The 22654-nt window shown below is 71.1% G+C and carries 20 protein-coding genes; 10 read left to right on the top strand and 10 right to left on the bottom strand.

From position 1 onward, the window contains the following. Positions 1 to 13 precede the first annotated feature (13 nt). Entirely contained in the window at positions 14 to 571 is a 558-nt protein-coding gene (locus ACWDEN_RS24580) for a hypothetical protein (RefSeq protein WP_351611982.1), read from the top strand. Further along, positions 568 to 2760: a tetratricopeptide repeat protein gene (locus ACWDEN_RS24575; protein WP_351611984.1), complete on the top strand. Its 2193-nt coding sequence runs from the start codon at positions 568 to 570 to the stop codon at positions 2758 to 2760. Before ACWDEN_RS24580 ends, ACWDEN_RS24575 begins: the two co-directional genes overlap by 4 nt. Here ACWDEN_RS24575 and ACWDEN_RS24570 read toward each other — a convergent pair. Both ACWDEN_RS24570 and ACWDEN_RS24565 read right to left on the bottom strand, forming a co-directional pair. After that, on the bottom strand, positions 2642 to 3334 hold the full coding sequence (locus ACWDEN_RS24570; protein ID WP_351611986.1) for a response regulator: 693 nt from the start codon (positions 3332 to 3334) through the stop codon (positions 2642 to 2644). The two genes, ACWDEN_RS24575 and ACWDEN_RS24570, sit on opposite strands and share 119 nt — an antisense overlap. Then, positions 3331 to 4962, bottom strand: a complete 1632-nt coding sequence (locus tag ACWDEN_RS24565; protein ID WP_450860147.1) for a sensor histidine kinase — start codon at positions 4960 to 4962, stop codon at positions 3331 to 3333. The genes ACWDEN_RS24570 and ACWDEN_RS24565 overlap by 4 nt, the downstream gene beginning before the upstream one ends. Before the next feature lie 155 nt (positions 4963 to 5117). On the opposite strand from ACWDEN_RS24565, the gene ACWDEN_RS24560 reads away from it, so the two are divergent. Continuing rightward, positions 5118 to 6497, top strand: coding sequence for a cation:dicarboxylate symporter family transporter (locus ACWDEN_RS24560; RefSeq protein ID WP_351611992.1), 1380 nt, complete (start codon positions 5118 to 5120; stop codon positions 6495 to 6497). Positions 6498 to 6606: 109 nt separating this feature from the next. On the opposite strand, the gene ACWDEN_RS24555 is transcribed toward ACWDEN_RS24560, so the two are convergent. Continuing rightward, a complete protein-coding gene (locus ACWDEN_RS24555; RefSeq protein ID WP_450860146.1) occupies positions 6607 to 7230 on the bottom strand; it encodes a TetR/AcrR family transcriptional regulator in 624 nt (207 codons plus the stop codon). A 136-nt stretch (positions 7231 to 7366) separates the two neighbouring features. Between ACWDEN_RS24555 and ACWDEN_RS24550 the strand changes: the two genes are divergently transcribed. The 3 genes from ACWDEN_RS24550 (at position 7367) to ACWDEN_RS24540 (ending at position 10199) form a co-directional block, all read left to right on the top strand. Further along, positions 7367 to 9040, top strand: coding sequence for an MFS transporter (locus tag ACWDEN_RS24550; RefSeq protein WP_351611998.1), 1674 nt, complete (start codon positions 7367 to 7369; stop codon positions 9038 to 9040). A gap of 110 nt (positions 9041 to 9150) precedes the next feature. After that, on the top strand, positions 9151 to 9915 hold the full coding sequence (locus ACWDEN_RS24545; protein WP_351612001.1) for a DUF2127 domain-containing protein: 765 nt from the start codon (positions 9151 to 9153) through the stop codon (positions 9913 to 9915). Continuing rightward, positions 9912 to 10199 (top strand): hypothetical protein, encoded by a 288-nt coding sequence (locus ACWDEN_RS24540; protein WP_450860145.1) that lies wholly within the window; start codon positions 9912 to 9914, stop codon positions 10197 to 10199. Before ACWDEN_RS24545 ends, ACWDEN_RS24540 begins: the two co-directional genes overlap by 4 nt. Before the next feature lie 24 nt (positions 10200 to 10223). Here ACWDEN_RS24540 and ACWDEN_RS24535 read toward each other — a convergent pair whose 3' ends face one another. After that, positions 10224 to 11117 (bottom strand): aldo/keto reductase, encoded by an 894-nt coding sequence (locus tag ACWDEN_RS24535; RefSeq protein ID WP_450860144.1) that lies wholly within the window; start codon positions 11115 to 11117, stop codon positions 10224 to 10226. A 1-nt stretch (position 11118) separates the two neighbouring features. Further along, the gene (locus tag ACWDEN_RS24530; protein ID WP_450860143.1) at positions 11119 to 12033 is read right to left on the bottom strand and encodes an NAD-dependent epimerase/dehydratase family protein; all 915 of its coding nucleotides are present in this window, start codon (positions 12031 to 12033) and stop codon (positions 11119 to 11121) included. 45 nt (positions 12034 to 12078) lie between these two features. Between ACWDEN_RS24530 and ACWDEN_RS24525 the strand changes: the two genes are divergently transcribed. The 4 genes from ACWDEN_RS24525 to ACWDEN_RS24510 all read left to right on the top strand — a co-directional run bounded on the left by ACWDEN_RS24525 (position 12079) and on the right by ACWDEN_RS24510 (position 15797). Next, positions 12079 to 12600 (top strand): Lrp/AsnC family transcriptional regulator, encoded by a 522-nt coding sequence (locus tag ACWDEN_RS24525; RefSeq protein WP_351612010.1) that lies wholly within the window; start codon positions 12079 to 12081, stop codon positions 12598 to 12600. Positions 12601 to 12629: 29 nt separating this feature from the next. Further along, on the top strand, positions 12630 to 13058 hold the full coding sequence (locus ACWDEN_RS24520; protein WP_351612013.1) for a MerR family transcriptional regulator: 429 nt from the start codon (positions 12630 to 12632) through the stop codon (positions 13056 to 13058). Beyond that, positions 13055 to 13387, top strand: coding sequence for a thioredoxin family protein (locus ACWDEN_RS24515; RefSeq protein ID WP_351612016.1), 333 nt, complete (start codon positions 13055 to 13057; stop codon positions 13385 to 13387). The genes ACWDEN_RS24520 and ACWDEN_RS24515 overlap by 4 nt, the downstream gene beginning before the upstream one ends. A gap of 169 nt (positions 13388 to 13556) precedes the next feature. Continuing rightward, positions 13557 to 15797 carry a HelD family protein gene (locus ACWDEN_RS24510; RefSeq protein WP_450860188.1) on the top strand — a complete coding sequence of 747 codons (2241 nt, stop codon included), beginning with the start codon at positions 13557 to 13559 and terminating at the stop codon, positions 15795 to 15797. Here the strand turns inward: ACWDEN_RS24510 and ACWDEN_RS24505 are convergent. The 5 genes from ACWDEN_RS24505 to ACWDEN_RS24485 form a co-directional block, all read right to left on the bottom strand. After that, positions 15784 to 16623 carry a hypothetical protein gene (locus ACWDEN_RS24505; RefSeq protein WP_450860142.1) on the bottom strand — a complete coding sequence of 280 codons (840 nt, stop codon included), beginning with the start codon at positions 16621 to 16623 and terminating at the stop codon, positions 15784 to 15786. The two genes, ACWDEN_RS24510 and ACWDEN_RS24505, sit on opposite strands and share 14 nt — an antisense overlap. 84 nt (positions 16624 to 16707) lie before the next feature. Next, positions 16708 to 18912: a 1,4-alpha-glucan branching enzyme gene (glgB, locus tag ACWDEN_RS24500; RefSeq protein WP_351612036.1), complete on the bottom strand. Its 2205-nt coding sequence runs from the start codon at positions 18910 to 18912 to the stop codon at positions 16708 to 16710. Between the two features lie 78 nt (positions 18913 to 18990). Further along, positions 18991 to 20364 carry a maltokinase N-terminal cap-like domain-containing protein gene (locus ACWDEN_RS24495; RefSeq protein ID WP_450860141.1) on the bottom strand — a complete coding sequence of 458 codons (1374 nt, stop codon included), beginning with the start codon at positions 20362 to 20364 and terminating at the stop codon, positions 18991 to 18993. An 87-nt stretch (positions 20365 to 20451) separates the two neighbouring features. Continuing rightward, the gene (gene treS / locus ACWDEN_RS24490) at positions 20452 to 22152 is read right to left on the bottom strand and encodes a maltose alpha-D-glucosyltransferase (RefSeq protein ID WP_450860140.1); all 1701 of its coding nucleotides are present in this window, start codon (positions 22150 to 22152) and stop codon (positions 20452 to 20454) included. Continuing rightward, positions 22149 to 22654: DUF3459 domain-containing protein (locus tag ACWDEN_RS24485; RefSeq protein ID WP_450860139.1), on the bottom strand; the 506-nt coding region annotated here is incomplete at its 5' end. The genes treS and ACWDEN_RS24485, both read right to left, overlap by 4 nt.

The following is a 22654-nucleotide window of genomic DNA, read 5'->3' as shown; positions in this document are numbered from 1 at the left end:
GGAAGGGGAGAGCGTGGCTGAACGGGACGTCACGGTGGGGCAGTTGCTGCTCGCCGAGTACCAGACGCTCAAGGACGAGCAGAAGACACGGATCGGGTTCCGGGACAATCTCTTGTACGTCACCCTAACCGTGGTGGCCGCCGTGATCGCCGCCGCCGCCCAGGCCGGGCAGCCGGCGATGCTGCTGGCGCTGTCACCGGTGTGCGTCGTGCTCGGGTGGACGTATCTCGTCAACGACCACAAGATCTCGGCGATCGGCGCCTATGTGCGGGCGGAGTTGGGGCCCCGGCTGGCCGAGTTGGCCCGGGCCGAGGGCGGTGAGGTCTTCGCGTGGGAGGTCGCACACCGCACGGACGCGCGGCGCGTCGCCCGGAAGGCCGTGCAGTGCGTGGTGGACCTCCTGGCCTTCTGCGTCGTGCCGTTGAGTGCGCTCGTCGTGTACTGGGTGGGCGGCGACGTCTCGCCCGGTCTGGTCGTCCTGTCCGTGCTGGAGGCGGTCGCGGTCGTGGGGCTCGGGGCGTGCATCGTCCGGTACGCCCTGCCGTTCGGGGCGGGGAGTGTGGTCGGGTGAGCGATCACATCGACTTCCGGGGCGGCGAGTTCCACGGGCCGGTCGTCGGCAAGGCGGAGTACAAGCAGCAGGCACCGCCGCCCACCGCGCTGGACGCGTTGCCACCTAGGGCGGCCGGATTCACGGACCGGAAGGAGGAGTTGGGCCGCCTGCGCGCTGCCCTCGATCCTGCATGCTCCGGCATCGAGCAGGCCGTCCTCGTCACCGCGGTGTCCGGACTCGGCGGCATCGGCAAGACTGCGCTGGCGGTACAGGCGGCGTACGCGGCGCAGGACGCGGGATGGTTTCCCGGTGGCGTGCTCTTCGTGGACCTCCACGGGTACGACGACGCGCCTGTTACCGCCGGCCAGGCACTCCAGTCCACGTTGAGGGCCCTGGGGGTGCAGCCCGAGCATATTCCGGCGACGGTGGACGAACGGGCCGGGCTGTACAGGTCCGTTCTGGCCGAGCGGGAGGCAGTGCTCATCCTCGCCGACAACGCCTCCTCACCGGATCAGGTACGGCCGCTGCTGCCGGGGGGCGCGCGGCACCGGATGCTGGTCACCTCGCGGGACCGGTTGCCCCAACTGGGGGCACAGCTCCTGCCGCTGGATCAGCTCCCGTCGCAGGCGGCGTATGAACTCCTCGATCGCGCGCTGCGGATCGCTGATCCGAGTGACCACCGCGTCGTGGAGGAAGCGGCGGCGGCAACACGGCTTGTGGGGCTGTGCGGACATCTGCCGTTGGCCTTACAGATCGCGGCGGCGCTGCTTGCGGAGGATGCGGGGATGCCGATCGCGGAACTCGGCGACGAAATGGCCGCGTCGTACGACCGACTGGCTGCTCTTGATGACGGTAACCGCAGCGTGCGCGCTGCTTTCGAGCTCTCGTACCGTCGGCTCCCGGCCGACCGGGCGCGTCTGCTGCGTCTGCTCGCCGTAGCGCCGGGACCGGAAGTGAGCGAGGAGGTGGCTGTCGTACTGGCAGGAGCGGAGGTGTCGCCGCTCCGTGGCCTGAAGGCATTGGCCCGCGCGCATCTGGTGGAGCGGGGGAGCGGACGTGGGCGATGGCGCATGCACGACTTGGTGCGTGCGTTTGGAGCGGGTGTGTCGACTCGGCATTCGTTGTTCCGGGAGGAGGCTGACGCGGCGCGGGCGCGGGTGCTGGAGTTCTACTACACCTGGGCACGAGAGGCCGATGCCCGTTTGCGGTGGCTGCCAGGGAAGCCGGAACCGGACCGGTTCACGGACCGAGGGCAGGCACTGGCATGGTTCGACGAAGAACGTACGGGCCTGGTGGCGGCGGTGCAATGGGCGCAAGAGGGGCGATTCGCTCACATCGCAGCGCAACTGGGTGAATGCTTGATGGAGTACTTGGACTGGCGACGGCATTTTGACGACTGGGTCGCTGTGGCGACTACCACTCTGCAGGTTGCACGACTCACTGGTAGTCCCGTTGACGAGGGCAACGCGTGGAACAGCCTTGGTCTTGCCTTGCGGAAAGTAGGCCGGTTACCAGAGGCGATCGACGCCCACATCCAAGCCCGCGATCTGTATCACGACTCAGAGGACCAGCATCGTCAGGCCATCGCTTGGGGCAATCTTGGTCTGGCCTTGCAGGATGCAGGTCAGTTACGGGAGGCGATCGACGCCCACGCTCGTGCGTGCGAGTTGTTCGTTATCACTGAAGACCGCACCCATGAAGGCACAGCATGGAGCAACCTCGGCGTCGCCCTATGGGCGTTGGGCCTCACGCAGCAATCGATCGAAGCCTTGGTGCTGGCCCGCGACCTGCACCGGGCAACCGGAGACCGCGTGCGTGAGGGCAACGCTTGGAACAACCTCGGACTCGCGTACTTACAGGCCGATCGAACCCATGAGGCCATTGAGGCCTACGGCGAGGCGGTGGGCATCTTCCGAGAGAACGAGAACTGGTACGGGCAGGGCAAGAGCCTCCACAATCTCGCCCTCGCCCACACAGCGGCAGACAGCCTTGCCGATGCCCGCATCTGTTGGCTTCGGGCTGCCGACGCGTATGTCCGCGGCAACGCTCCTGACAAAGCCGCCGAAGCCCGTGTTCGAGCTGCATCCCTCACCGCCCCTGCACCACCCACCGATACACCAGCTCCGGCCTCCCCACCTGCCCGTACAGCGGGCTCCGGGCGGCCCTTCCCGCCTCCACCAGGTGCTCCAGGTACCGTCGCGCGGTGATCCGGGAGATGCCGACCGTCTCGGCCAGTCCGGCCGCGGTCAGGCCCTCGGGAGCCTCGCGCAGTGCTCCCGTCACCCGTTCCAGCGTCGGGCCGCTCAGGCCCTTCGGCAGTGCGGCGGGCGACGGGGCCCGCAGGGCCGCCAGGGCGCGGTCGACCTCGTCCTGGCCGCTCGCCTCGCCCGCCGCCGCACGGAACTCGGCGTAGCGGACCAGGCGGTCCCGGAGCGTGGCGAAGGTGAAGGGTTTCAGGACGTACTGGACGACGCCCAGGGAGACGCCCTCGCGGACCACCGCCAGGTCCCGGGCCGACGTGACCGCTATGACGTCCGCGTGATGGCCGGCCGCGCGCAGGGAGCGGGCCAGCTGCAGCCCGTGCCCATCCGGCAGGTGCAGGTCCAGCAGGAGCAGGTCCACGGGGGTACGGTCCAGGAGGCGCCGTGCCTCCGCGCCGGTGTGCGCCTTGCCGACCGCGACGAATCCCGGCACCCGGCCGACGTACAGCACGTGCGCGTCGGCGGCCACCGGGTCGTCCTCGACGACCAGGACGCGGATGGGCTGCTGCTCGTTCGTCATCTGCTGCCACCCGCGGGGGTACGCAGCGGCAACCGCACCTCGAACACCGCTCCGCCCCCGCTCTCCTCGTCGGACTCCGCCACCGTCAACGTGCCCTCGTGGCGGGTCACCGCCTGCCGGACCAGGGCCAGCCCGAGGCCCCGTCCGCCCGGTCCGGCCGGCTTCGTCGAGAACCCCCGCTGGAATACCAGGTCGGCATGGTCCGGGTCGACGCCGGGGCCCGTGTCGGACACCCTGAGGACCACCTCGGTGTCCGAGGCGTACGCCGTCACCGTCACCCGTGCCCGGACGCTGCCCTGCGCCGCGTCCACCGCGTTGTCGATCAGGTTGCCGAGGATGGTCACGAGGTCGCGGGCGGACAGGTCGGCCGGGAGCAGGCCGTCGTCCAGGCGGCTGTCCTCGGACACCACCAGTTCCACGCCCCGCTCGTTGGCCTGGGCCGTCTTGCCGAGCAGCAGGGCGGCGAGCACCGGTTCGCCGACCGCCGCGACCACCTGGTCGGTCAGCGCCTGGGCCAGCTCCAGTTCCGCCGTGGCGAACTCCACCGCCTCCTCGGCCCGGCCCAGCTCGATGAGCGACACCACCGTGTGCAGGCGGTTGGCGGCCTCGTGCGCCTGTGAGCGCAGTGCCTGGGTGAAGCCCCGCTCCGAGTCCAACTCGCCCATCAAGGACTGGAGTTCCGTCACGTCGCGCAGCGTGACCACCGTTCCCCGGCGCTCTCCGCCCGACACCGGGGAGGTGTTCACCACCAGTACCCGGGCCGCCGTCAGGTGCACCTCGTCCACCCGGGGTTCGGAGGACAGCAGCGCGCCGGTCAGCGGGGCCGGCAGACCGAGGTCGGCCACCGAGCGGCCGATCAGCTCCGTGTCCGGAGCGCCCAGGCCCAGCAGCTCCCGTCCGCCGTCGTTGATCAGGGCCACCCTGTACTGCCCGTCCAGCATCAGCAGGCCCTCGCGGACCGCGTGCAGCGCCGCCTGGTGGTAGTCGTGCATCCGGCTGAGCTCGGTGGCGTTCATGCCGTGGGTGTGGCGGCGCAGGCGGGCGTTGATCACGTAGGTGCCGACCGCGCCGAGCAGCAGGGTCGCGCCGGCGACGCCGAGCAGGGCCGTGACCTGCCCCTGGACCCGGGCGCTGATCGCCTCGACCTTGATGCCGGCGCTGACCAGGCCGATGACGTGGCCGTTCTCCTCGATCGGGGTGACCGCGCGGACGGAGGGGCCGAGGGTGCCGGTGTAGGTCTCGGTGAAGGTGTGGCCGTGCACGGCGGGGCCGATACGGCCGAGGAAGCGTTTGCCGATCTGCTTCCGGTCGGGGTGGGTCCAGCGGATGCCGTCCGGGTTCATGATCGTGACGAAGTCGACGTCCGCGTCCCGCATGACCATGAGCGCGTACGGTTCCAGCGCCGCCGTGGGACGGGTGGTGTGGATGGCCGAGCGCACCGAGGGGGCGTCCGCGATCGAGCGGGCCACCGCGGTGACCTGGCGGACCGCCGCGTCCTCGGCCTGCCGCTGGTCGCCGACGTAGGTGAAGAGCGCGTACCCGGCCACCACCACCGCTATCAGCACGGCCTGCATGGCGAACAGCTGGCCCGCGAGACTGCGAGGCCGGGGGAGGGACGGGAAGCGCATGTCAGCAGTGTGCCTCTCCGGTTAAGCGTGAACTAAATGAACGGAAGGGTGACCGCCCTCACAGGCCGGGAGATAGTCACGGCATTCCCCAAGCAACGCCCGGACGTGAGCCGCACGCCGGTTGTTCACCGACGAAGACGTCAAGGAGGGCAGTCGTGGCCGCCACAACCCCCGATACGGCACCTGCCGCACCCCGCGTGAAGCGGGACCGGACCCACTACCTGTACATCGCCGTCATCGTGGCGGTCGCGCTCGGCATCGCCGTGGGCCTCATCTGGCCCGACGCCGCCGTCCAGCTGAAGCCGCTCGGTACCGGCTTTGTGAACCTGATCAAGATGATGATCTCGCCGATCATCTTCTGCACGATCGTGCTCGGGATCGGGTCCGTACGGAAGGCCGCCAAGGTCGGCGCCGTCGGCGGTATCGCCCTCGGCTACTTCCTCGTGATGTCGCTCGTCGCCCTCGCGATCGGGCTCGTCGTCGGCAACGTGCTGCACCCGGGTGACGGGCTGCACCTGACGAACGCGATCAAGCAGACCGGCCACGCCCAGGTGTCCGCGGACGCGCTGCCGCCCGTCGACTTCGTGCTGTCGATCATCCCGACCTCCTTCGTCTCCGCCTTCACCGAGGGCCAGGTCCTGCAGACGCTGCTGGTGGCTCTGCTCGCCGGGTTCGCGCTGCAGGCCATGGGCCCGGTCGGGCAGCCGGTGCTGCGCGGCATCGAGCACATCCAGCGGCTCGTCTTCCGCATCCTGTCGATGGTCATGTGGGCCGCGCCGGTCGGCGCCTTCGGTGCGATCGCAGCCGTCACCGGTTCGGCCGGTCTCGACGCGCTGAAGAGCCTCGCCGTGCTGATGCTCGGCTTCTACGTCACCTGCGTGCTGTTCGTCTTCGTGGTGCTCGGCGCGATCCTGCGCCTCGTCGCGGGCCTGAACGTCTTCTCACTGTTCAAGTACCTGGCGCGGGAGTTCCTGCTGATCCTGTCCACCTCCTCCTCCGAGTCCGCGCTGCCGCGGCTGATCGCGAAGATGGAGCACCTGGGCGTCAGCAAGCCGGTCGTCGGCATCACCGTGCCGACCGGTTACTCCTTCAACCTCGACGGCACGATGATCTACATGACCATGGCGTCGCTGTACATCGCGGACGCCCTGGGCACGCCGATGTCCCTCGGCGAGCAGATCCCGCTGCTGCTCTTCCTGCTGCTGGCGTCCAAGGGCGCGGCGGGGGTCAGCGGTGCCGGTCTCGCCACCCTGGCCGGCGGCCTGCAGTCGCACAAGCCCGCGCTGGTCGACGGGGTCGGGCTGATCGTCGGTATCGACCGGTTCATGAGCGAGGCCCGTGCGCTGACGAACTTCGCGGGCAACGCGGTCGCCACGGTGCTGGTGGGCACGTGGACGAAGGAGATCGACAAGGCGCGGGTGCGGCAGGTGCTCGCCGGTGAGCTGCCGTTCGACGAGACCACGCTGATGGACGAGGGCCAGGGGACCGTCACCGAGGTTCCCGGGCCGAGGGAGGGGGAGCTGGCCAAGGCCTGATCCCGAGAAGGAACTCCGGATGCCCGGCCCCGCCTGAACCCGGGCCGGGCATCCGGGAACCACCGCCGGGCGGCTGGGGCTCCCCCGTACCCCGGCCGCCCGGCCTTTGTCATGTCCTCTCACTCACCCTGGCCACCAGCTCGGTGGCCGTCGAGGCGGGTACGCCCGCCGCGGTCAGCACCGTGACCGTGGCCGAGCGGCCCGCCTCCTGTGCTGCCAGGAGGCCGTCGTTCACCGCCTCCATCACCGCCATGATCATCTGTTCGTGCACGTACGCCAGCGCCGGTGCCGGCAGCGGTGAGCTGAACACCCCCTGATCCAGGCCTTGCCGGAGCAGTGCGACCTTGCCCGCGCGCAGCGGGGCGAGGCGTTCGCGGATGCCCTGGACGGTGACCGTGCGCTGGGCCAGGGCGATCAGCAGCCGGTAGCGGTCGGCGATCTGCCCGATGGCGAGCACCGAGCGGGCCACCGCCTCCGCCGGGTCCGTCACCCCGTCGCGGGCGCGGGCGTCCGCGTCCGCCAGCGCCGCCACGGCCTCGTCGACGAGGGTGCTGATCAGCGCCTCACGGCTGGGGAAATGGCCGTACACCGTCCGTCGTACGACTCCCGCGGCGCGCGCGATCTGGTCCATGGAGGCGTCGGGATCGCGCAGCAGTTCGGCGAGGGCGACGTCGAGGATGCGGCGCCGGTTGGCGTCGGCGCGGCTGGTGTTACCCGTGGTCATGGCCGTCATTGTGCCTTCCCCGGCCGACTTGCACAGTGTTGTGCAGAGGCGTACCTTGCACATGGTTGTGCAATTGCACGCTGCTGTGCAAGTCCACTCCGCACCTCACGTTCTCGTCGCGCATCCGAGGAAGGCGACCCCTGCCATGCGACTCGTCATGACCGAACCGGTCGAGAAGATGGAGCGCCCGTACGCCCGGCGCTGGTGGGCACTGCTCGTGCTCTGCCTGAGCCTGCTGATCATCGTGATGGCGAACACCGCCCTCACGGTCGCCGCGCCCGACATGACGAAGGACCTCGGGCTCTCCAGCGCCGACCTGCAGTGGGTGATCGACGGCTACACCGTCCCCTACGCGGCGCTGATGCTGCTGCTCGGCGCCATCGGCGACAAGTACAGCCGGCGCGGCGCGCTCGTCCTCGGGCTCCTCGTCTTCGGCGCCGGTGCCGTCTTCGGCTACCTCGCCGACAGCGCGGCGACCGTCATCGCGGCCCGCGCCGTGATGGGCGTCGGCGCGGCGCTGATCATGCCCGCCACCCTCTCCCTGCTCGCCGCGACCTTCCCGCGCGCCGAGCGGGCCAAGGCGATCACGCTGTGGACCGCCACCGCCGGCCTCGCCATCGCCGCCGGTCCCGTGGTCGCGGGCGCCCTGCTGCGCGACCACGGCTGGTCCTCGACCTTCCTGATCAACGTGCCCATCGCGGCCGTCGCGATCGTCGCCGCCCTCGTCCTGGTCCCGCCCTCCAGGGCCGGTCACCACGACCGCATCGACTACGTCGGCGGACTGCTGTCGGTGATCTGGACCGGCTCGCTCGTCTACATGATCATCGAGGGCCCGCACTTCGGCTGGGGCGTGAAGGCCGTCACGGCGGCCGTCGTCGCGGGCGCCGGCCTGGTCGCCTTCGTCCTCTGGGAACTGCGCCATCCGCGTCCGATCCTGGACGTCCGCCGCTTCACCACCCGCCGCTTCGCCGGCTCCAACCTGGCCGTCGCCCTGTTCTTCCTGGCCGTCTTCGGCGCCTTCTACTACCTCACCCAGCACCTGCAGTTCGTCCTCGGCTACGACGCCCTGGAGACCGGCGTACGCATGCTGCCGCTGGCCGGCGCCGTCTTCGTCGGCTCGGCGCTGACCGGCTGGCTCACCCCGCGCGTCGGCATGAAGTGGACCGTCACCGCGGGCATGGTCGGCGGCACGACCGCGCTGGCCCTGCTGACCCGGGTGGACGCGGCCTCGACGTACGGCGACTTCCTGGCGCCCCTGATCATCCTCGGCCTCGCCATCGGCCTCGCCCTCTCGCCCTGCACCGACGCCATCATGGGCGCCTTCCCGGAGTCCGAGCTGGGCGTCGGCGGCGCGGTCAACGACACCTCGCTGGAGCTCGGCGGCTCCCTCGGCATCGCCATCCTCGGCTCGCTGCTCGCCACGTCGTACGGCGACCATCTGAGCGACGCCACCGCGGGCAGCAGGCTCCCGGCGAGCGCCCTGGACACCGCGCGGGACTCGGTCGGCGCCGGGTACGCCGTCGCCCAGGGCATCGGCGGGAAGGCGCACGCGCTGGCCGCGCAGGCGGCCCACGCCAAGGACCCCCAGCAGGCCGCACAGCTCAAGCAGCAGGCCGCCGAACTCGCCTCCGGCGCCCGGCAGATGGCGGACGCGGTCGGCTCCTCCTTCTCCGACGCCGTCGCGCACACCAGCCTGGTCGGCGCGGTGATCCTCGGCCTCGGCACGGTCCTCGTGGGCATCCTGCTGCCGCGCCGTGAAGCCGCCGCGCCGGAGGTGAAGGCCGAGGAGAGGGAGCTGGTGCACAGCTCGGCCGACTGACGGTTTCCCGCCTCCATCCGCTAACGTGCCGCTCCGGACCGACCGGAACGGCACGTTCGTGCCTGGCGTCAGTACGTGTGAGTCAGTACCTGTATGGAGGCACGGGGGATATGAAGATCGACTGGGACCGGCGGACCTGCGCGCGCAAGGGGCACGTGACCTACGCGCCCGACGACCCCCGGCTGCGGCTGCGGCTGCACGCCGAGACCGCGCTCGGGGAGGTCTGGCGCTGCCTGCGCTGCGGCGACTTCGTGCTCGGTGAGCCGCACGGCTCGGGCCCGGCCGGGGACGCCCCGCTGGTGCCGCGCGGCAAGGTCCTGCGGGACCTGTTCATCCTGCGCTTCCTGGCGGTCGAGCGGGCGGTGCGCGGGGTGTTCATCGTGCTGGTCGCGGTCGCGGTGTGGAAGTTCAGCAACAGCCAGGACGCGGTACGGAAGCTCTTCAACAAGAACCTGGACGTCTTCCGCCCGGTGTTCCGCCACTTCCACTACGACCTCGACCACTCACCGGTCGTCGGCTCGATCCAGAAGGCGTTCGGCTACAAGCACTCCACGCTGCTGCTGGTCGCCGCCCTGCTGCTCGCCTACGCGCTGATCGAGCTGGTCGAGGCGGTCGGCCTCTGGTACGCCAAGCGCTGGGCGGAGTACCTGACGGTCGTCGCCACCGCCGCCTTCCTCCCCCTGGAGATCTACGAACTCACCGAGAAGGTCAGCTACCTGAAGATCGTCACCCTCGTCCTCAACATTCTCGCGGTCCTCTACATCGCCCTGGCCAAGCGCCTGTTCGGCCTGCGCGGCGGCCGCCGCAGGTTCGAGGAGGAGCGCCACAGCGCCTCCCTGATGGAGGTGGAGGAGTCGGCGGGGGTGACCGTATGAGTCCGCCACCGTGCGAGCAGCCAGTGGTGTTCCCGGGTTCCGAGGGCGAGACCGGTGTCGTCGCCGGCAGCCTGTCCGACTTCCTGCGGGTCCTGGCCGACGGCCAGGGCCCCCGCGAGGCCCTGTCGCCGGACGAGGAGTGGACGGCCCGGCCGAACGACGCGCCGGCGGGTATCGCCGTCCGGCACGCCACCAACCCCCGTCGCCCGGCCTCGGAGATCGTCGCCGCGGCCGGGGCGGAGTTTCCGTTCTTCGCCGGGGACCTCGGCGGGCCCTGGCGCTGAGCGGCGATCACGGGACGCGGGGTCTCACCGGGCCCGTGCGGCCTCCGTCAGCCGTGTCAGCTCCTCCTGCGTCAGCGCCAGGTCCGCGGCGCCCGCCGAGTCCCGGATCGTCTGCGGGCGGCTCGCGCCCGGGATCGGGAGGACCGTCGGGGAGAGCGACAGCAGCCAGGCCAGACAGACCTGCTGGGGGCTCACCCCGCGCTCCCGGGCCACCTCGTGGAACGCCAGGTGGCGTGCACCGGTGATCTGGCCCGACGGGCCGTCCAGGGAGCTGCGGGAGATTCCGCCGAGGGGGCTCCACGGCAGGAACGCCAGGCCCAGTTCGGCGCACAGGCGCAGCTCGGGGTCGCTGTCACGGGTGTCGGGGGAGTAGCGGTTCTGTACGGAGACCAGGCGGTCGCCGAGGATCGCGCGGGCCCGGTGGATCTGGTCCGACGTCACGTTCGACAGGCCCGCCAGGCGGATCTTGCCCTCCTCGAGCAGCTCGCGCAGGGCGCCGACGGACTCCTCGAAGGGCACGGCGGGGTCGGGCTTGTGGAGCTGGTAGAGGCCGATCGCCTCGACGCCGAGCCGCCGCAGGGAGGCCTCCGCGGCCGCCTTGAGGTGCCGGGGCGTGCCCGTCACCGTCCAGCTGCCGTCGGCCGGCCGGCCCCGGCCGCCCTTGGTGGCCACCAGGACGCCCTCCGTGCCGCCGCCGTAGGCCGCGAGGGCGCGGGCGAGGAGGAGCTCGTTGTGGCCGGGCTCCTGGCCCGGCAGATGGTAGGAGTCGGCGGTGTCCAGCAGCGTCACGCCCGCGTCGAGGGCCGCGTGCACCGTGGCCAGCGCCCGCTTCTCGTCCGGTCGGCCCTCGATGGACAGCGGCATGGCGCCGAGGCCGACCGCGCTCACCTTCAGGTCACCCCATGCGTGGTATCGCACGTCAGTTCTCCTTTCCCAGGGTCTCGGCCACGGCGGCCGGCAGCCACTCCCGTACGTCCCGGAAGGCGAAGCCGAGCCTCGTGGCGCGGGAGTTGTCCATGCCGTAGTGGCGGTCGAAGGCGAAGGGCGAGCGGTCGCCGGGCGGCTCGGTCACCTTGAACACGGGGCGCGGGCAGCCGAGTCGGGCCGCCACCGCCGTGCACAGGTCCTCGACCGTCAGCTCTCCGTGCGAGGCGGCGTTGACCGGCCCCGTGAAGTCCTCGCCCGCCGCCCAGAACACGAAGTCGGCGATCTCCTCGACGTGGATGTACGTCGCCGGGCGGGTCACGGGCGGTACGGCGACGGGGGACCCGGTGCGGATGCGGTCGGCGTAGTGCTGGAGGCGGCCGGTGAAGTCGTCCTCGCCGCCCAGCACATGGGCCACCCGGACGGAGACGAACGGGACGTCCCCGTCGGCCGAGAACACCGCCTCCGCCTGCCGCTTGCCCTCGCCGTAGTGTCCCTCCAGGAACTCCGGGTCGTCCCAGGGCAGTTCCAGGTCCACGGTGACCGTGCGCGGGTCCACCGCACCTTCCGGGACCGGCCCCGGCGAGTCCTCGCGCTCGTACACCTCCACCGTCGAGGTCATCAGATAGCGCCCGGTGCGGCCCGCGAAGACCCGGCGGGCCGTCTCCGCCTGGCGCGGGGTGTAGCAGACCTGGTCGACGACGACGTCGTAGGTCCGGCCGGCCAGGGCCCCGGCCAGCGCCCGCTCGTCGTTCCGGTCGGCCACCAGGTGGACCGCGCCCGGCGGCGGGGCCGAGGAGCCGCGGTTGAGGACCGTGACCCGGTCACCCGCCGCCAGCGAGCGGGCGATCAGCCGCTTGCCGAAATAGCGGTTGCCGCCGATGACCAGTACCTCTCGTGCCCTTGTCATGATCATAATTTTCGGGTTCCGGCACGGCACTCTGAAGGGGGAGACATGGGAGATCAGGCCGCGTCACCGAAAGAACAGCGGCAGTCACGCGCCTTCGCCGTCGAAACACCGGTGGCCTTCGACGCGGTGGACCGGAGGATCCTCGAACTGCTCCAGACCGACGGGCGGATCAAGCTCAGCGAGCTGGGCCGGCGGGTCAGTCTGAGCCCGGCGGCGGTGGCCGAGCGGGTGCGCCGGCTGGAGGCGGCGGGCGTGGTCGAGGGGTACGGCGCCCGGGTCGTACCCGCCCGCCTCGGTTACGGCATCCAGGCCTTCATCCGGGTGAACCCGCACGGCGGCTACACCCTCAAGCACCCGAGGACCCTGGAGCTGATCGCGCGCCCGGAGGTCACCGAGGTGCACCACGTCGTCGGCGAGGACTGCTGGATCCTCAAGGTGGCCGTCACCGGCACCGCGCACCTGGAGGAGATCCTGGAGCTGACCTCGGCGCTGGGCCGTACGACTACGTCGATCGTGCTGTCCTCGCCGGTGCGGTGCACACCCCTCCTGCCCCCGGCCTTGCCTTGACGCCGACGTCAACGCCTACGGTCGTGGACATGCGAATCGGCGAGCTGGCCGCACGGGCCGGAACCACCACCCGCGCCCTGCGCTACTACGAGGCACGGGGGCTGCTGCCCGCCCGGCGCGACGACAGGGGACACCGCACCTACGACGAGGGCGACCTCCGGCTGCTCCGGCAGATCCGGACGCTGCAGGACTTCGGGTTCGACCTGGAGGAGACGCGGCCGTTCGTGGAGTGCCTGCGCGCCGGGCACCCGGAGGGCGACTCCTGCCCGGCCTCGCTCCTGGTCTACCGGCGCAAGCTGGACGAGCTGGACGCGCTCATCGGGCAGCTGACGGCGGTGCGGGAGACGGTCGCGGGGCAGTTGCGGCGGGCGGAGCGGGCGCGAGACACGCTGGCCGCCGAGGCGCTGGTTCCGGGGGGTCCGGAACCCGTGTGCGAGCTGGGAGGGCTTTCGCGATGAGCTTGGTGAGCGGACTGGCCGAGGTGACGGACGCGGATTTCCAGGCGGAGGTGATCGGCGCCGGCCTACCGGTCCTGGTGCAGTTCACGGCCGACTGGTGCGGTCCGTGCCGGCAGCTCGCGCCGGTGCTGAGGGACATCGCCTTCGAGGAGGGCGACCGGCTGAAGATCGTGCAGCTCGACGTCGACCGCAATCCGGAGACGACGGTCGCCTACGGGGTGCTGTCCACGCCGACGCTGATGGTCTTCCGGGACGGTGAGCCGGTGCGGTCGATGGTCGGGGCGCGGCCCAAGCGGCGGCTGCTGGAGGAGCTGGCCGACGTGCTGTGAAGCAGAGCCGCCCACGAAAAAATCCCCTGAGCAATTGCGCTCGGGGGATTTCTCTGCGTATATTTAATGGTTCGTGACTTCTTTTCGAGCAAGTCACGGAGAAGTTCACTGAGCAGAGTATATCCGGGCGGGAGCGGAATTGTCAAACACCGAATTTCCGGACGATGAATTGCGGCGCGAGCAGGAATTCATCGACGGACTGTACGCGCGCGTGGACGTACTGCGCGGCGAGGCCGAGACCTCGGTCACGGACGCGCTCGCCCAGGGCGACAAGCCCATGCAGGCGCGGCTGGAGCGGGACATCCTGGTCGCCGAGCGCTCGGGGCTGCTCGCCGCGCTGAACGTCGTCGACGGCTCGCTCTGCTTCGGCCGGATCGACCTCACCGACGGCACCGCCCACCACATCGGCCGGATCGGGCTGCGCGAGGACGACGCCGAGCGCACCCCCGTCCTCATCGACTGGCGGGCCGACGTCGCCCGCCCCTTCTACCTGGCCACCGGGCACACCCCGATGGGCCTGCGCCGCCGCCGGCACATCAGCACCGAGGGCCGGACCGTGACCTCCCTGCACGACGAGATCCTCGACCTCGGCGACGCCACCCGCACCGGGTACGAGGACCACAGCGGCGACGACGTGCTGCTGGCCGCGCTGAACTCGGCGCGCACCGGCCGCATGAGCGACATCGTGCAGACCATCCAGGCCGAGCAGGACGAGATCATCCGGGCGCCGTACCGCGGGGTGCTGGTGGTCGAGGGCGGGCCGGGTACGGGGAAGACGGCGGTCGCGCTGCACCGCGCCGCCTATCTCCTGTACGAGTACCGCGAGCTGCTGGCCCGCCGGGCCGTGCTGATCGTCGGCCCCAACCCGGCCTTCCTCGGCTACATCGGCGAGGTGCTGCCCTCCCTCGGCGAGACCGGAGTGCTGCTCGCCACCGTCGGCGAGCTGTTCCCGGGCGTGAAGGCCACCGCGACCGACACCCCCGAGGCGGCCGCCGTGAAGGGCCGCGCCGACATGGCCGACGTGCTCGCCGCCGTCGTACGCGACCGGCAGGCCCTGCCCGACCCGGTGATCGCGATCGAGCACGACCGGGAGGTGCTGATGCTCGACGACGGCCTGGTGAGCGTCGCCCGTGAGCGCACCCGCGCGGCCAAACTGCCGCACAACGCCGCCCGCGAGTACTTCGAGGGCCACATCCTCAACACCCTCACCGAGCTGTACGCCGAACGCGTCGGCACCGACCCGTACGACGGCAGCAGCCTGCTCGACGCCTCCGACATCACCCAGATCCGCGACGAACTCGCCGAGAACCCCGAGGTCTGGTCCGCGATCGACCAGCTGTGGCCCCGGGTCACCCCGCAGCGGCTCGTCGCCGACTTCCTCGCGGAGCCGGACGGCTACCTGCCGCAGGCGGACGCGGACGCGATCCGCCGCCCGGTGACCCGCACCTGGACCGTCGCCGACGTCCCCCTCCTGGACGAGGCGGCCGAACTCCTCGGCGAGGACGAGCGCTCGGCACGGGCCCGTGCCGAGCGCGAACGAGAGACCCAGATCGCCTACGCCCAGGGCGTGCTGGACGTGTCGTACGCCTCCCGGACCTACGAGTTCGAGGACAAGGAGGACGGTGACCCGGACGGGTCGGAGGTGCTGTCGGCGCACGACATCATCGACGCCGAGCGGTTCGCCGAGCGGCAGGAGGAGGCGGACCACCGCAGCGCCGCCGAGCGCGCCGCGGCCGACCGGACCTGGGCGTTCGGGCACATCATCGTGGACGAGGCGCAGGAGCTGTCGCCGATGGCCTGGCGGCTGCTGATGCGGCGCAGCCCGACCCGCTCGATGACCCTGGTCGGCGACCCCGCCCAGACCGCCGAGGCGGCCGGTGTCGGCTCCTGGGCGGACATCCTCGCCCCCTATGTCGAGGACCGCTGGGAGCACACCCGGCTCGGTGTCAACTACCGCACCCCGGCCGAGATCATGGAGCTGGCCGCCGCCGTCGTCCGCGCCGAGAACCCGGACTTCGAGCCGCCGAGCTCGGTCCGGTCGACCGGGGTACGGCCCTGGGCGCGGCGGGCGGACGGAGACCTGCCCGAGGCCGTGGCCAAGGCGGTCGCCGAACTCACCCCGGCCGAGGGCCGCCTCGCGGTCATCGCCCCGCGCGAGCTGCACCGCTTGCTGGCCGGCCGGCTGGACGGCGTCACGGCGGGCGCCGAGCCCGACCTGACCCGCACGGTCGTGCTGCTCGACCCCCGCCAGGCCAAGGGCCTCGAATTCGACTCGGTCCTGGTGGTGGAGCCGGGCGGCTACGGCACCAGCGACCTCTACGTCGCGCTGACCCGGGCCACCCAGCGGCTCGGGGTGCTGTACACGGGCGAGCTGCCCCGGGCGCTGGCCGCGGGCGTCACCGGGGACTAGGCGAACCGCCGGTGGGCGACGGCGGCGGGTAGCTCGGGTGCAGCGAGGAGGACAGCGGCTGCAGCGACGCGCACAGCGCGGTCGGGAAGGCCGGTTCCCTGCGCTGCACGGCCCGGCACCCGCCGGCCGCGCTCTCGAAGAACGGCTTCCAGCCGGAGTGCTCGGCCCGGAAGAAGTACCGGTCGCCGAGGCGGGAGGTGCAGGCGGGGTCCTTGGTGTCGTCGCCGCACGCCGGTCCCGTGCGCCAGGAGAAGTCCAGCACCAGCCACTTTCCGTCGCAGTGCTCGGCGTCCCGGTAGGAGTGCATGGGGGCGTCGACGGCGATCATCGCCTGCTCGTAGGAGGCGGTGGTGCAGCCGGTGGCCGGCGGATGGCAGCCGAGTTCCCCGCACAGCCGCAGCACGGGCGGCTTGGCGCCGTCGGCGGTGAAGACGATGTCGTTGTCGACCACCAGCTCCCGCTCGCCCAGCGGCTTGGGCAGCTGTACCCGGACCGTGGCCGTCGTCTCCCTGGTGCACCCGGAACGCCTGTCCCCGGACGGGGAGCTGAAGGTGATCTGCACATGTACGGTGCCCGGCACCGTGCCGTACTCGGCGTCGGTGTCCACCGCCTTGAGATCCCGCACGCACGGGTGCTCGCCGCTGGGCACGCGCGCGTCCAGACTCAGCGTGCGGTGGTCGGCGCCGATCCGGGCACCGGTGACTCCGGACGGGCCGAAGGTGGTCCACGGGATCGGCCCGGTCCGAGTGGGCGAGGCCCCTCCGGCCACCCGGGTGCCGCAGCCGCCCAGCAGCAGGACGGCCACGGCGCACAGCAAAGCGGTCACTGATCTCCAAAGTCGCACGCGCCTCAATCCCCCCGTGGTGCACCTGAGTTGACCTGGGGGCACTATATGGCGCGCGTCGCCCGGTCAGGCCGGCCGGAGCCAGAGGGTGGCCAGTGGCGGCAGGGTCAGCCGGATGCTCGCCGGGCGGCCGTGCCATCCCTGGGGCTCCGGTTTGATGATGTCGGGGTTGGTGACATCGCCGCCGCCGTACCGCGCCGCGTCCGTGTTCAGCGACTCGTGCCAGGCGGGCACGTCCTCGGGGACACCGAGCCGGTAGTCGTGGCGGACCACCGGGGACATGTGGGACACCGCGAGGAGCGGGTTGCCGTCGGCGTCCAGGCGCAGGAAGGCGAAGACGTTGTCGTCCGCCGCGTCCCCGGTGATCCACTGGAAGCCCGCCGGGTCGGTGTCCCGCTGCCACAGGGCCGGGGCCGCCCGGTACAGCGCGTTCAGGTCCCGTACGAGATCCCGTACACCCCGGTGGTCGGCCCCGGCGCCGTAGGACGGGTCGAGCAGCCACCAGTCGGGGCCGTGCGCCTCGGACCACTCGGCACCCTGGGCGAACTCCTGCCCCATGAAGAGCAGTTGCTTGCCGGGGTGGGCCCACATGAAGCCCAGGTAGGCGCGGTGGTTCGCGCGCTGCTGCCACCAGTCGCCCGGCATCTTCGACACCAGGGACCGCTTGCCGTGCACGACCTCGTCGTGGGAGATGGGCAGCACGTAGTTCTCGCTGTACGCGTACACCATCGAGAAGGTCATCTCGTGGTGGTGGTACTTGCGGTGCACCGGCTCGTGGCCCATGTACTGCAGCGAGTCGTGCATCCAGCCCATGTTCCACTTCAGGCCGAAGCCGAGCCCGCCGAAGCCGCTCGGGCCCTTGTGGTGGGTGGGGCGGGTGACGCCGTCCCAGGCCGTCGACTCCTCGGCGATGGTCACCACCCCCGGGCAGCGCCGGTAGACGGTGGCGTTCATCTCCTGCAGGAAGGCCACCGCGTCCAGGTTCTCCCGGCCGCCGTGCTCGTTCGGCGTCCACTGGCCCGGCTCGCGCGAGTAGTCCAGGTAGAGCATGGAGGCGACGGCGTCCACGCGCAGGCCGTCGATGTGGAACTCCTCGCACCAGTACACGGCGTTCGCCACCAGGAAGTTGCGCACCTCCTTGCGGCCGAAGTCGAACTCCAGGGTGCCCCAGTCCGGGTGGGCGGCCCGCAGCGGATCGTGGTGCTCGTACAGCGGGCGCCCGTCGAACTCGGCCAGCGCCCAGTCGTCGCGCGGGAAGTGCGCCGGCACCCAGTCCATCAGCACGCCGATGCCGGCCTGGTGCAGCCGGTCCACCAGGTACCTGAAGTCGTCCGGGGTGCCGAGCCGGGCCGTCGGGGCGTAGAACCCGGTGACCTGGTAGCCCCAGGAGCCGCCGAAGGGGTGCTCGGCGACCGGCATCAGCTCCACATGCGTGAAGCCCATCTCCCGTACATAGGCGGGCAGTTGATCGGCCAGCTGCCGGTAGGTCAGGCCGGGGCGCCAGGAGGGCAGATGGACCTCGTAGACGGAGAAGGGCGCCTCGTGCACGGGCGTGTCGGCCCGGTGCGCCATCCACTCCGCGTCGCCCCACTCGTGCGCGGAGACGTCCACGATCGACGCCGTGGCGGGCGGGGCCTCCGTACGGCGGGCCAGCGGATCGGCGCGCAGGGTGCGCGAACCGTCCGGGCGGGTGATCTCGAACTTGTACACCTCGCCCGCGCCGATCCCCGGCACGAACAGCTCCCACACCCCGGAGGAGCCCAGCGAACGCATCGGGAAGCCCGTGCCGTCCCAGAAGTCGAAGCCGCCCGCGAGCCGCACGCCCCGCGCGTTGGGCGCCCACACCGCGAACCGGGTGCCGGACACCCCCTGATGGGTGGTCACATGCGCGCCGAGCGCCCGCCACAGCTGCTCGTGCCGGCCCTCGCCGATCAGGTGCAGGTCCAGCTCGCCGAGGGTGGGCAGGAACCGGTAGGGGTCCTCGGTGTCCAGGACGCTCCCCTCGTACGCCACCAGCAGCCGGTAGTCCGGTACGCCCGCGAGCGGCAGCAGCCCCGAGAAGAACCCGTCGCCGTCGTCGTGCAGCTCGGCCCGCAGCTCGCCGGTGACGACCGTGACGGACAGCGCGTACGGCCTGAAGACCCGGAAGGCCACGCCTCCGGGCACCGGGTGCGCGCCCAGCACCGCGTGCGGGTCATGGTGGGTGCCGTGCAGCAGCCGCTCACGGTCGGCGGGCCGGACACCGGCCGCCGGCCGCTCGTGGGCCGGCACCTTCTGCCTGGGAACGGTCTTCTCCCCGGCCCTGGTGTGCTTCTTGCCCTTCGGGGTCACGGACGAGCCTCCTGGTCTTCATGCGGCGAGGCGACGGATCGCCGAGAGCGGTACGGGCAGCCAGTCGGGGCGGTGCCGGGCCTCGTAGACGATCTCGTAGACCGCCTTGTCGGTCTCATAGGCCCGCAGCAGCACCGGATCGGTGCGCGGATCGCGGCCGGCCGCCTCCGCGTACCCGCAGCAGTAGGCGGCCCGGCACACGCGCGCCCAGTCCGGCGCGGGCGGGGTCACGGAGTGGGCCGCGTAGTCGAAGGAGCGGAGCATCCCCGCGATGTCCCGCACCGGCGGCTGCGGCATCCGCCGTTCGGCCGGCGGCCGGGCCGGCTCGCCCTCGAAGTCGATCAGCGACCACTCCCCGGACGGGGAGCGCAGGCACTGGCCCAGGTGCAGATCGCCGTGGATCCGCTGCGCGGTCCAGGTGCGGCCCTCGGTGGCGAGGTTGGCCAGCGCCGCGTAGGCCGAGCGCAGTCCGCCCTCGTACGGCCGCAGGACGGGCACGGCCTGGACGGCCGCCGCCAGCCGCTCGGTCATCCCGTCGGCCAGCGACTGCAGCTGCACATGACCGAGGGTGACCGTCGGCAGGGCGCGGGCGAGCGCGATGTGCACCTCGGCGGTGGCCCGGCCCAGCGCCCGCGCCTCGGCGGCGAAGTCCTCGCCCTTGGCCAGCTCGCGCAGCGCCAGCTCCCAGCCGTCGCTCGCCCCGCTGACGAAAGGCTGGAGCACCGCCAGGACGTACGAGTCCGTCCCCAGTTCGGCGTGCAGCCAGGCCGTCGGCGCCGGCACCCGGGGGCAGCCCTCGCGGGCCAGTGCCAGGGGTATCTCCAGGTCGGGGTTGACGCCGGGCACCACCCGGCGCAGCAGTTTCAGGATGAACGTATCGCCGTAGACCACCGAGGAGTTGGACTGTTCGGCGGTCATCAGCCGGGCCACGAGACCCTCGCGTATCTCCTGGCGCGGGTCCCGCTCGAAACACAGCCCGCCGATGCGGGCCCGGGTGCGCAGGGCCTCCAGAAGCACTTCGGCGGGCCGTGGGTCGTACAGGGCCTCGTACACCGTGCGTCCGGCGAGCGGCCCCTCCTCCACATGTCCGATCAGCGCGGGCGCCAGCCGGGGCGGCAGCGCCTCGCGCACGCCTATGAGGAGCTGGTAGCAGTCGCCCGGGTGGGGCTCGGCGCCCGGCGTGGACGGCTGGTGGACGCGCAGCAGCAGGTGGTAGAGGCCCAGCCGGCCGTCGGGCGGCAGCAGTTCGGTGACGGCCACGGGGGTGAACCCGGTGACCGCACGCCCCTTGCCGGCGAACCAGCGCTGCCTCGGCAGCCACTCGCGCAACAAGGGGTCGAGCGAGGCGAGGAGTGCAGTGGTGGTGCTGGAAGAGGTGACCGTTTCCGCCATGGGCGTCACGTCCTTTCCCCGGGTCGTCGGGGTGTTACTGATGCGGTGCCCCTCGTGGGGCGGAGGAAACCGCCCCACGAGGGCCCTCTACGCCGCGTCGCGCCGCAGCCGGAACCAGTAGAAGCCGTGCCCCGCGAGGGTGAGCAGGTACGGCAGTTCGCCGATCGCCGGGAAGCGGACCCCGCCGAACAGCTCGACCGGGTGCCGCCCGCCGAACCGGCTCAGGTCCAGCTCCGTGGGCTGCGCGAAGCGGGAGAAGTTGTGGACGCAGAGCACGAGGTCGTCCTCGTACTCGCGCAGGAAGGCGAGCACGGCCGGGTTGGTGGACTGCAGTTCGTTGTAGGACCCCAGTCCGAAGGCAGGATTCTGCTTGCGGATCTCGATCATGCGGCGGGTCCAGTGCAGCAGCGAGGAGGGCGAGGACATCGACGCCTCGACGTTGGTGACCTGGTAGCCGTAGACCGGGTCCATGATCGTCGGCAGGAACAGCCGTCCCGGGTCACAGGACGAGAAACCCGCGTTGCGGTCGGGGGTCCACTGCATCGGGGTGCGCACGGCGTCGCGGTCGCCGAGCCAGATGTTGTCGCCCATGCCGATCTCGTCGCCGTAGTACAGGATCGGCGAGCCGGGCAGGGACAGCAGCAGGGCGGTGAACAGCTCGATCTGGTTGCGGTCGTTGTCGAGCAGGGGGGCGAGGCGCCGCCGGATCCCGATGTTGGCGCGCATCCGCGGGTCCTTGGCGTACTCGGCCCACATGTAGTCGCGCTCTTCGTCGGTGACCATCTCCAGGGTCAGCTCGTCGTGGTTGCGCAGGAAGACGCCCCACTGGCAGCCGGAGGGGATGGCCGGCGTCTTGGCGAGGATCTCGGAGACGGGGTAGCGGGACTCGCGGCGCACGGCCATGAAGATGCGCGGCATGACGGGGAAGTGGAACGCCATGTGGCACTCGTCGCCGCCGGAGGCGTAGTCCCCGAAGTAGTCGACGACGTCCTCCGGCCACTGGTTGGCCTCCGCCAGCAGCACCTTGTCCGGGTACTGGGTGTCGATCTCCTTGCGCACCCGCCTGAGGAACTCGTGGGTCGCGGGCAGGTTCTCGCAGTTGGTGCCCTCCTGCTGGTACAGGTACGGCACGGCGTCCAGGCGGAACCCGTCGATGCCGAGATCCAGCCAGAACTTCAGCGCGGAGATCATCTCCTCCTGCACCGCCGGGTTCTCGTAGTTGAGGTCCGGCTGGTGCGAGAAGAAGCGGTGCCAGTAGTACTGCTTGCGTACCGGGTCGTACGTCCAGTTGGAGGCCTCGGTGTCGACGAAGATGATCCGGGCGTCCTGGAACTGCTTGTCGTCGTCGGCCCAGACGTAGTAGTCCCCGTACGGTCCGTCCGGATCCCGCCTCGACTCCTGGAACCACGGGTGCTGGTCGCTGGTGTGGTTCATGACGAAGTCGATGATGACGCGCATGCCGCGCTGGTGGGCGGCGTCCACGAACTCCACGAAGTCGGCGAGGTCACCGAACTCCGGCAGGACGGCGGTGTAGTCGGAGACGTCGTAACCGCCGTCTCTGAGCGGCGACTTGAAGAAGGGAGGCAGCCACAGGCAGTCGACCCCCAGCCACTGCAGATAGTCCAGCTTGGCCGTCAGACCCTTCAGGTCGCCGATGCCGTCGCCGTTGCTGTCCTGGAAGGAGCGGACCAGGACCTCGTAGAAGACGGCGCGTTTGAACCAATCCGGATCCCGGTCCCTCGCGGGCGTGTTCTCGAAGGTGTCCGGGACGGGCTCATTGACGATCATATTGTGGGTGACCCTCCGATCTGCGGGGTGGACGGTCGCAGGACGGTGCTGTGCTTGTCCGGGGACGCGACATCAGCGGCTTCCGCCGCGCGGCCCCCGGACCCCCGGCCGACGGTGAGCACATGCGCGCCCCCAGGCCCAAGGCGCACATAGTTGGCCCTGCCCCAGTAGTAGGTCTCGCCGGTGAGCTCGTCGCGCACCGGCACCGACTCGTGCCATTCCAGGCCGAGTTGCGGCATGTCCAACGAGACCGTCGCCTCCTGGGTGTGGTGCGGGTCGAGGTTGGCGACCACCAGAACCGTGTTCGACCCGCTCCGCTTCGAGTAGGCGATCACCGCGTCCTGGTCGGCGTGGTGGAAGTGCAGATCGCGCAGCTGGCGCAGGGCCGGATTCTGCCGACGGAGGGCGTTGAGGCGGGTGATGAGGGGCGCGATGGTACGGCCCTCGCGCGCGGCCGCCTCCCAGTCCCGTCGCTTGAGCTGGTACTTCTCCGAGTCCAGGT

This window comes from Streptomyces sp. NPDC001153 (genome assembly GCF_053598315.1).
Note: the sequence above shows the minus strand (reverse complement) of the source record. Positions and strands in the feature narration are given on the sequence as shown.

What these genes read in the sequence shown, in the direction of transcription:
- ACWDEN_RS24545 (WP_351612001.1), top strand. Translation starts at nt 9,151, where the DNA reads ATGAAGATCGACTGGGACCGGCGGACCTGCGCGCGCAAGGGGCACGTG.
- ACWDEN_RS24565 (WP_450860147.1), bottom strand. Translation starts at nt 4,962, where the DNA reads ATGCGCTTCCCGTCCCTCCCCCGGCCTCGCAGTCTCGCGGGCCAGCTG.
- ACWDEN_RS24495 (WP_450860141.1), bottom strand. Translation starts at nt 20,364, where the DNA reads ATGGCGGAAACGGTCACCTCTTCCAGCACCACCACTGCACTCCTCGCC.
- treS (WP_450860140.1), bottom strand. Translation starts at nt 22,152, where the DNA reads ATGATCGTCAATGAGCCCGTCCCGGACACCTTCGAGAACACGCCCGCG.
- ACWDEN_RS24515 (WP_351612016.1), top strand. Translation starts at nt 13,055, where the DNA reads ATGAGCTTGGTGAGCGGACTGGCCGAGGTGACGGACGCGGATTTCCAG.
- ACWDEN_RS24540 (WP_450860145.1), top strand. Translation starts at nt 9,912, where the DNA reads ATGAGTCCGCCACCGTGCGAGCAGCCAGTGGTGTTCCCGGGTTCCGAG.
- ACWDEN_RS24525 (WP_351612010.1), top strand. Translation starts at nt 12,079, where the DNA reads ATGGGAGATCAGGCCGCGTCACCGAAAGAACAGCGGCAGTCACGCGCC.
- ACWDEN_RS24555 (WP_450860146.1), bottom strand. Translation starts at nt 7,230, where the DNA reads ATGACGGCCATGACCACGGGTAACACCAGCCGCGCCGACGCCAACCGG.
- ACWDEN_RS24520 (WP_351612013.1), top strand. Translation starts at nt 12,630, where the DNA reads ATGCGAATCGGCGAGCTGGCCGCACGGGCCGGAACCACCACCCGCGCC.
- ACWDEN_RS24570 (WP_351611986.1), bottom strand. Translation starts at nt 3,334, where the DNA reads ATGACGAACGAGCAGCAGCCCATCCGCGTCCTGGTCGTCGAGGACGAC.
- ACWDEN_RS24530 (WP_450860143.1), bottom strand. Translation starts at nt 12,033, where the DNA reads ATGACAAGGGCACGAGAGGTACTGGTCATCGGCGGCAACCGCTATTTC.
- ACWDEN_RS24550 (WP_351611998.1), top strand. Translation starts at nt 7,367, where the DNA reads ATGCGACTCGTCATGACCGAACCGGTCGAGAAGATGGAGCGCCCGTAC.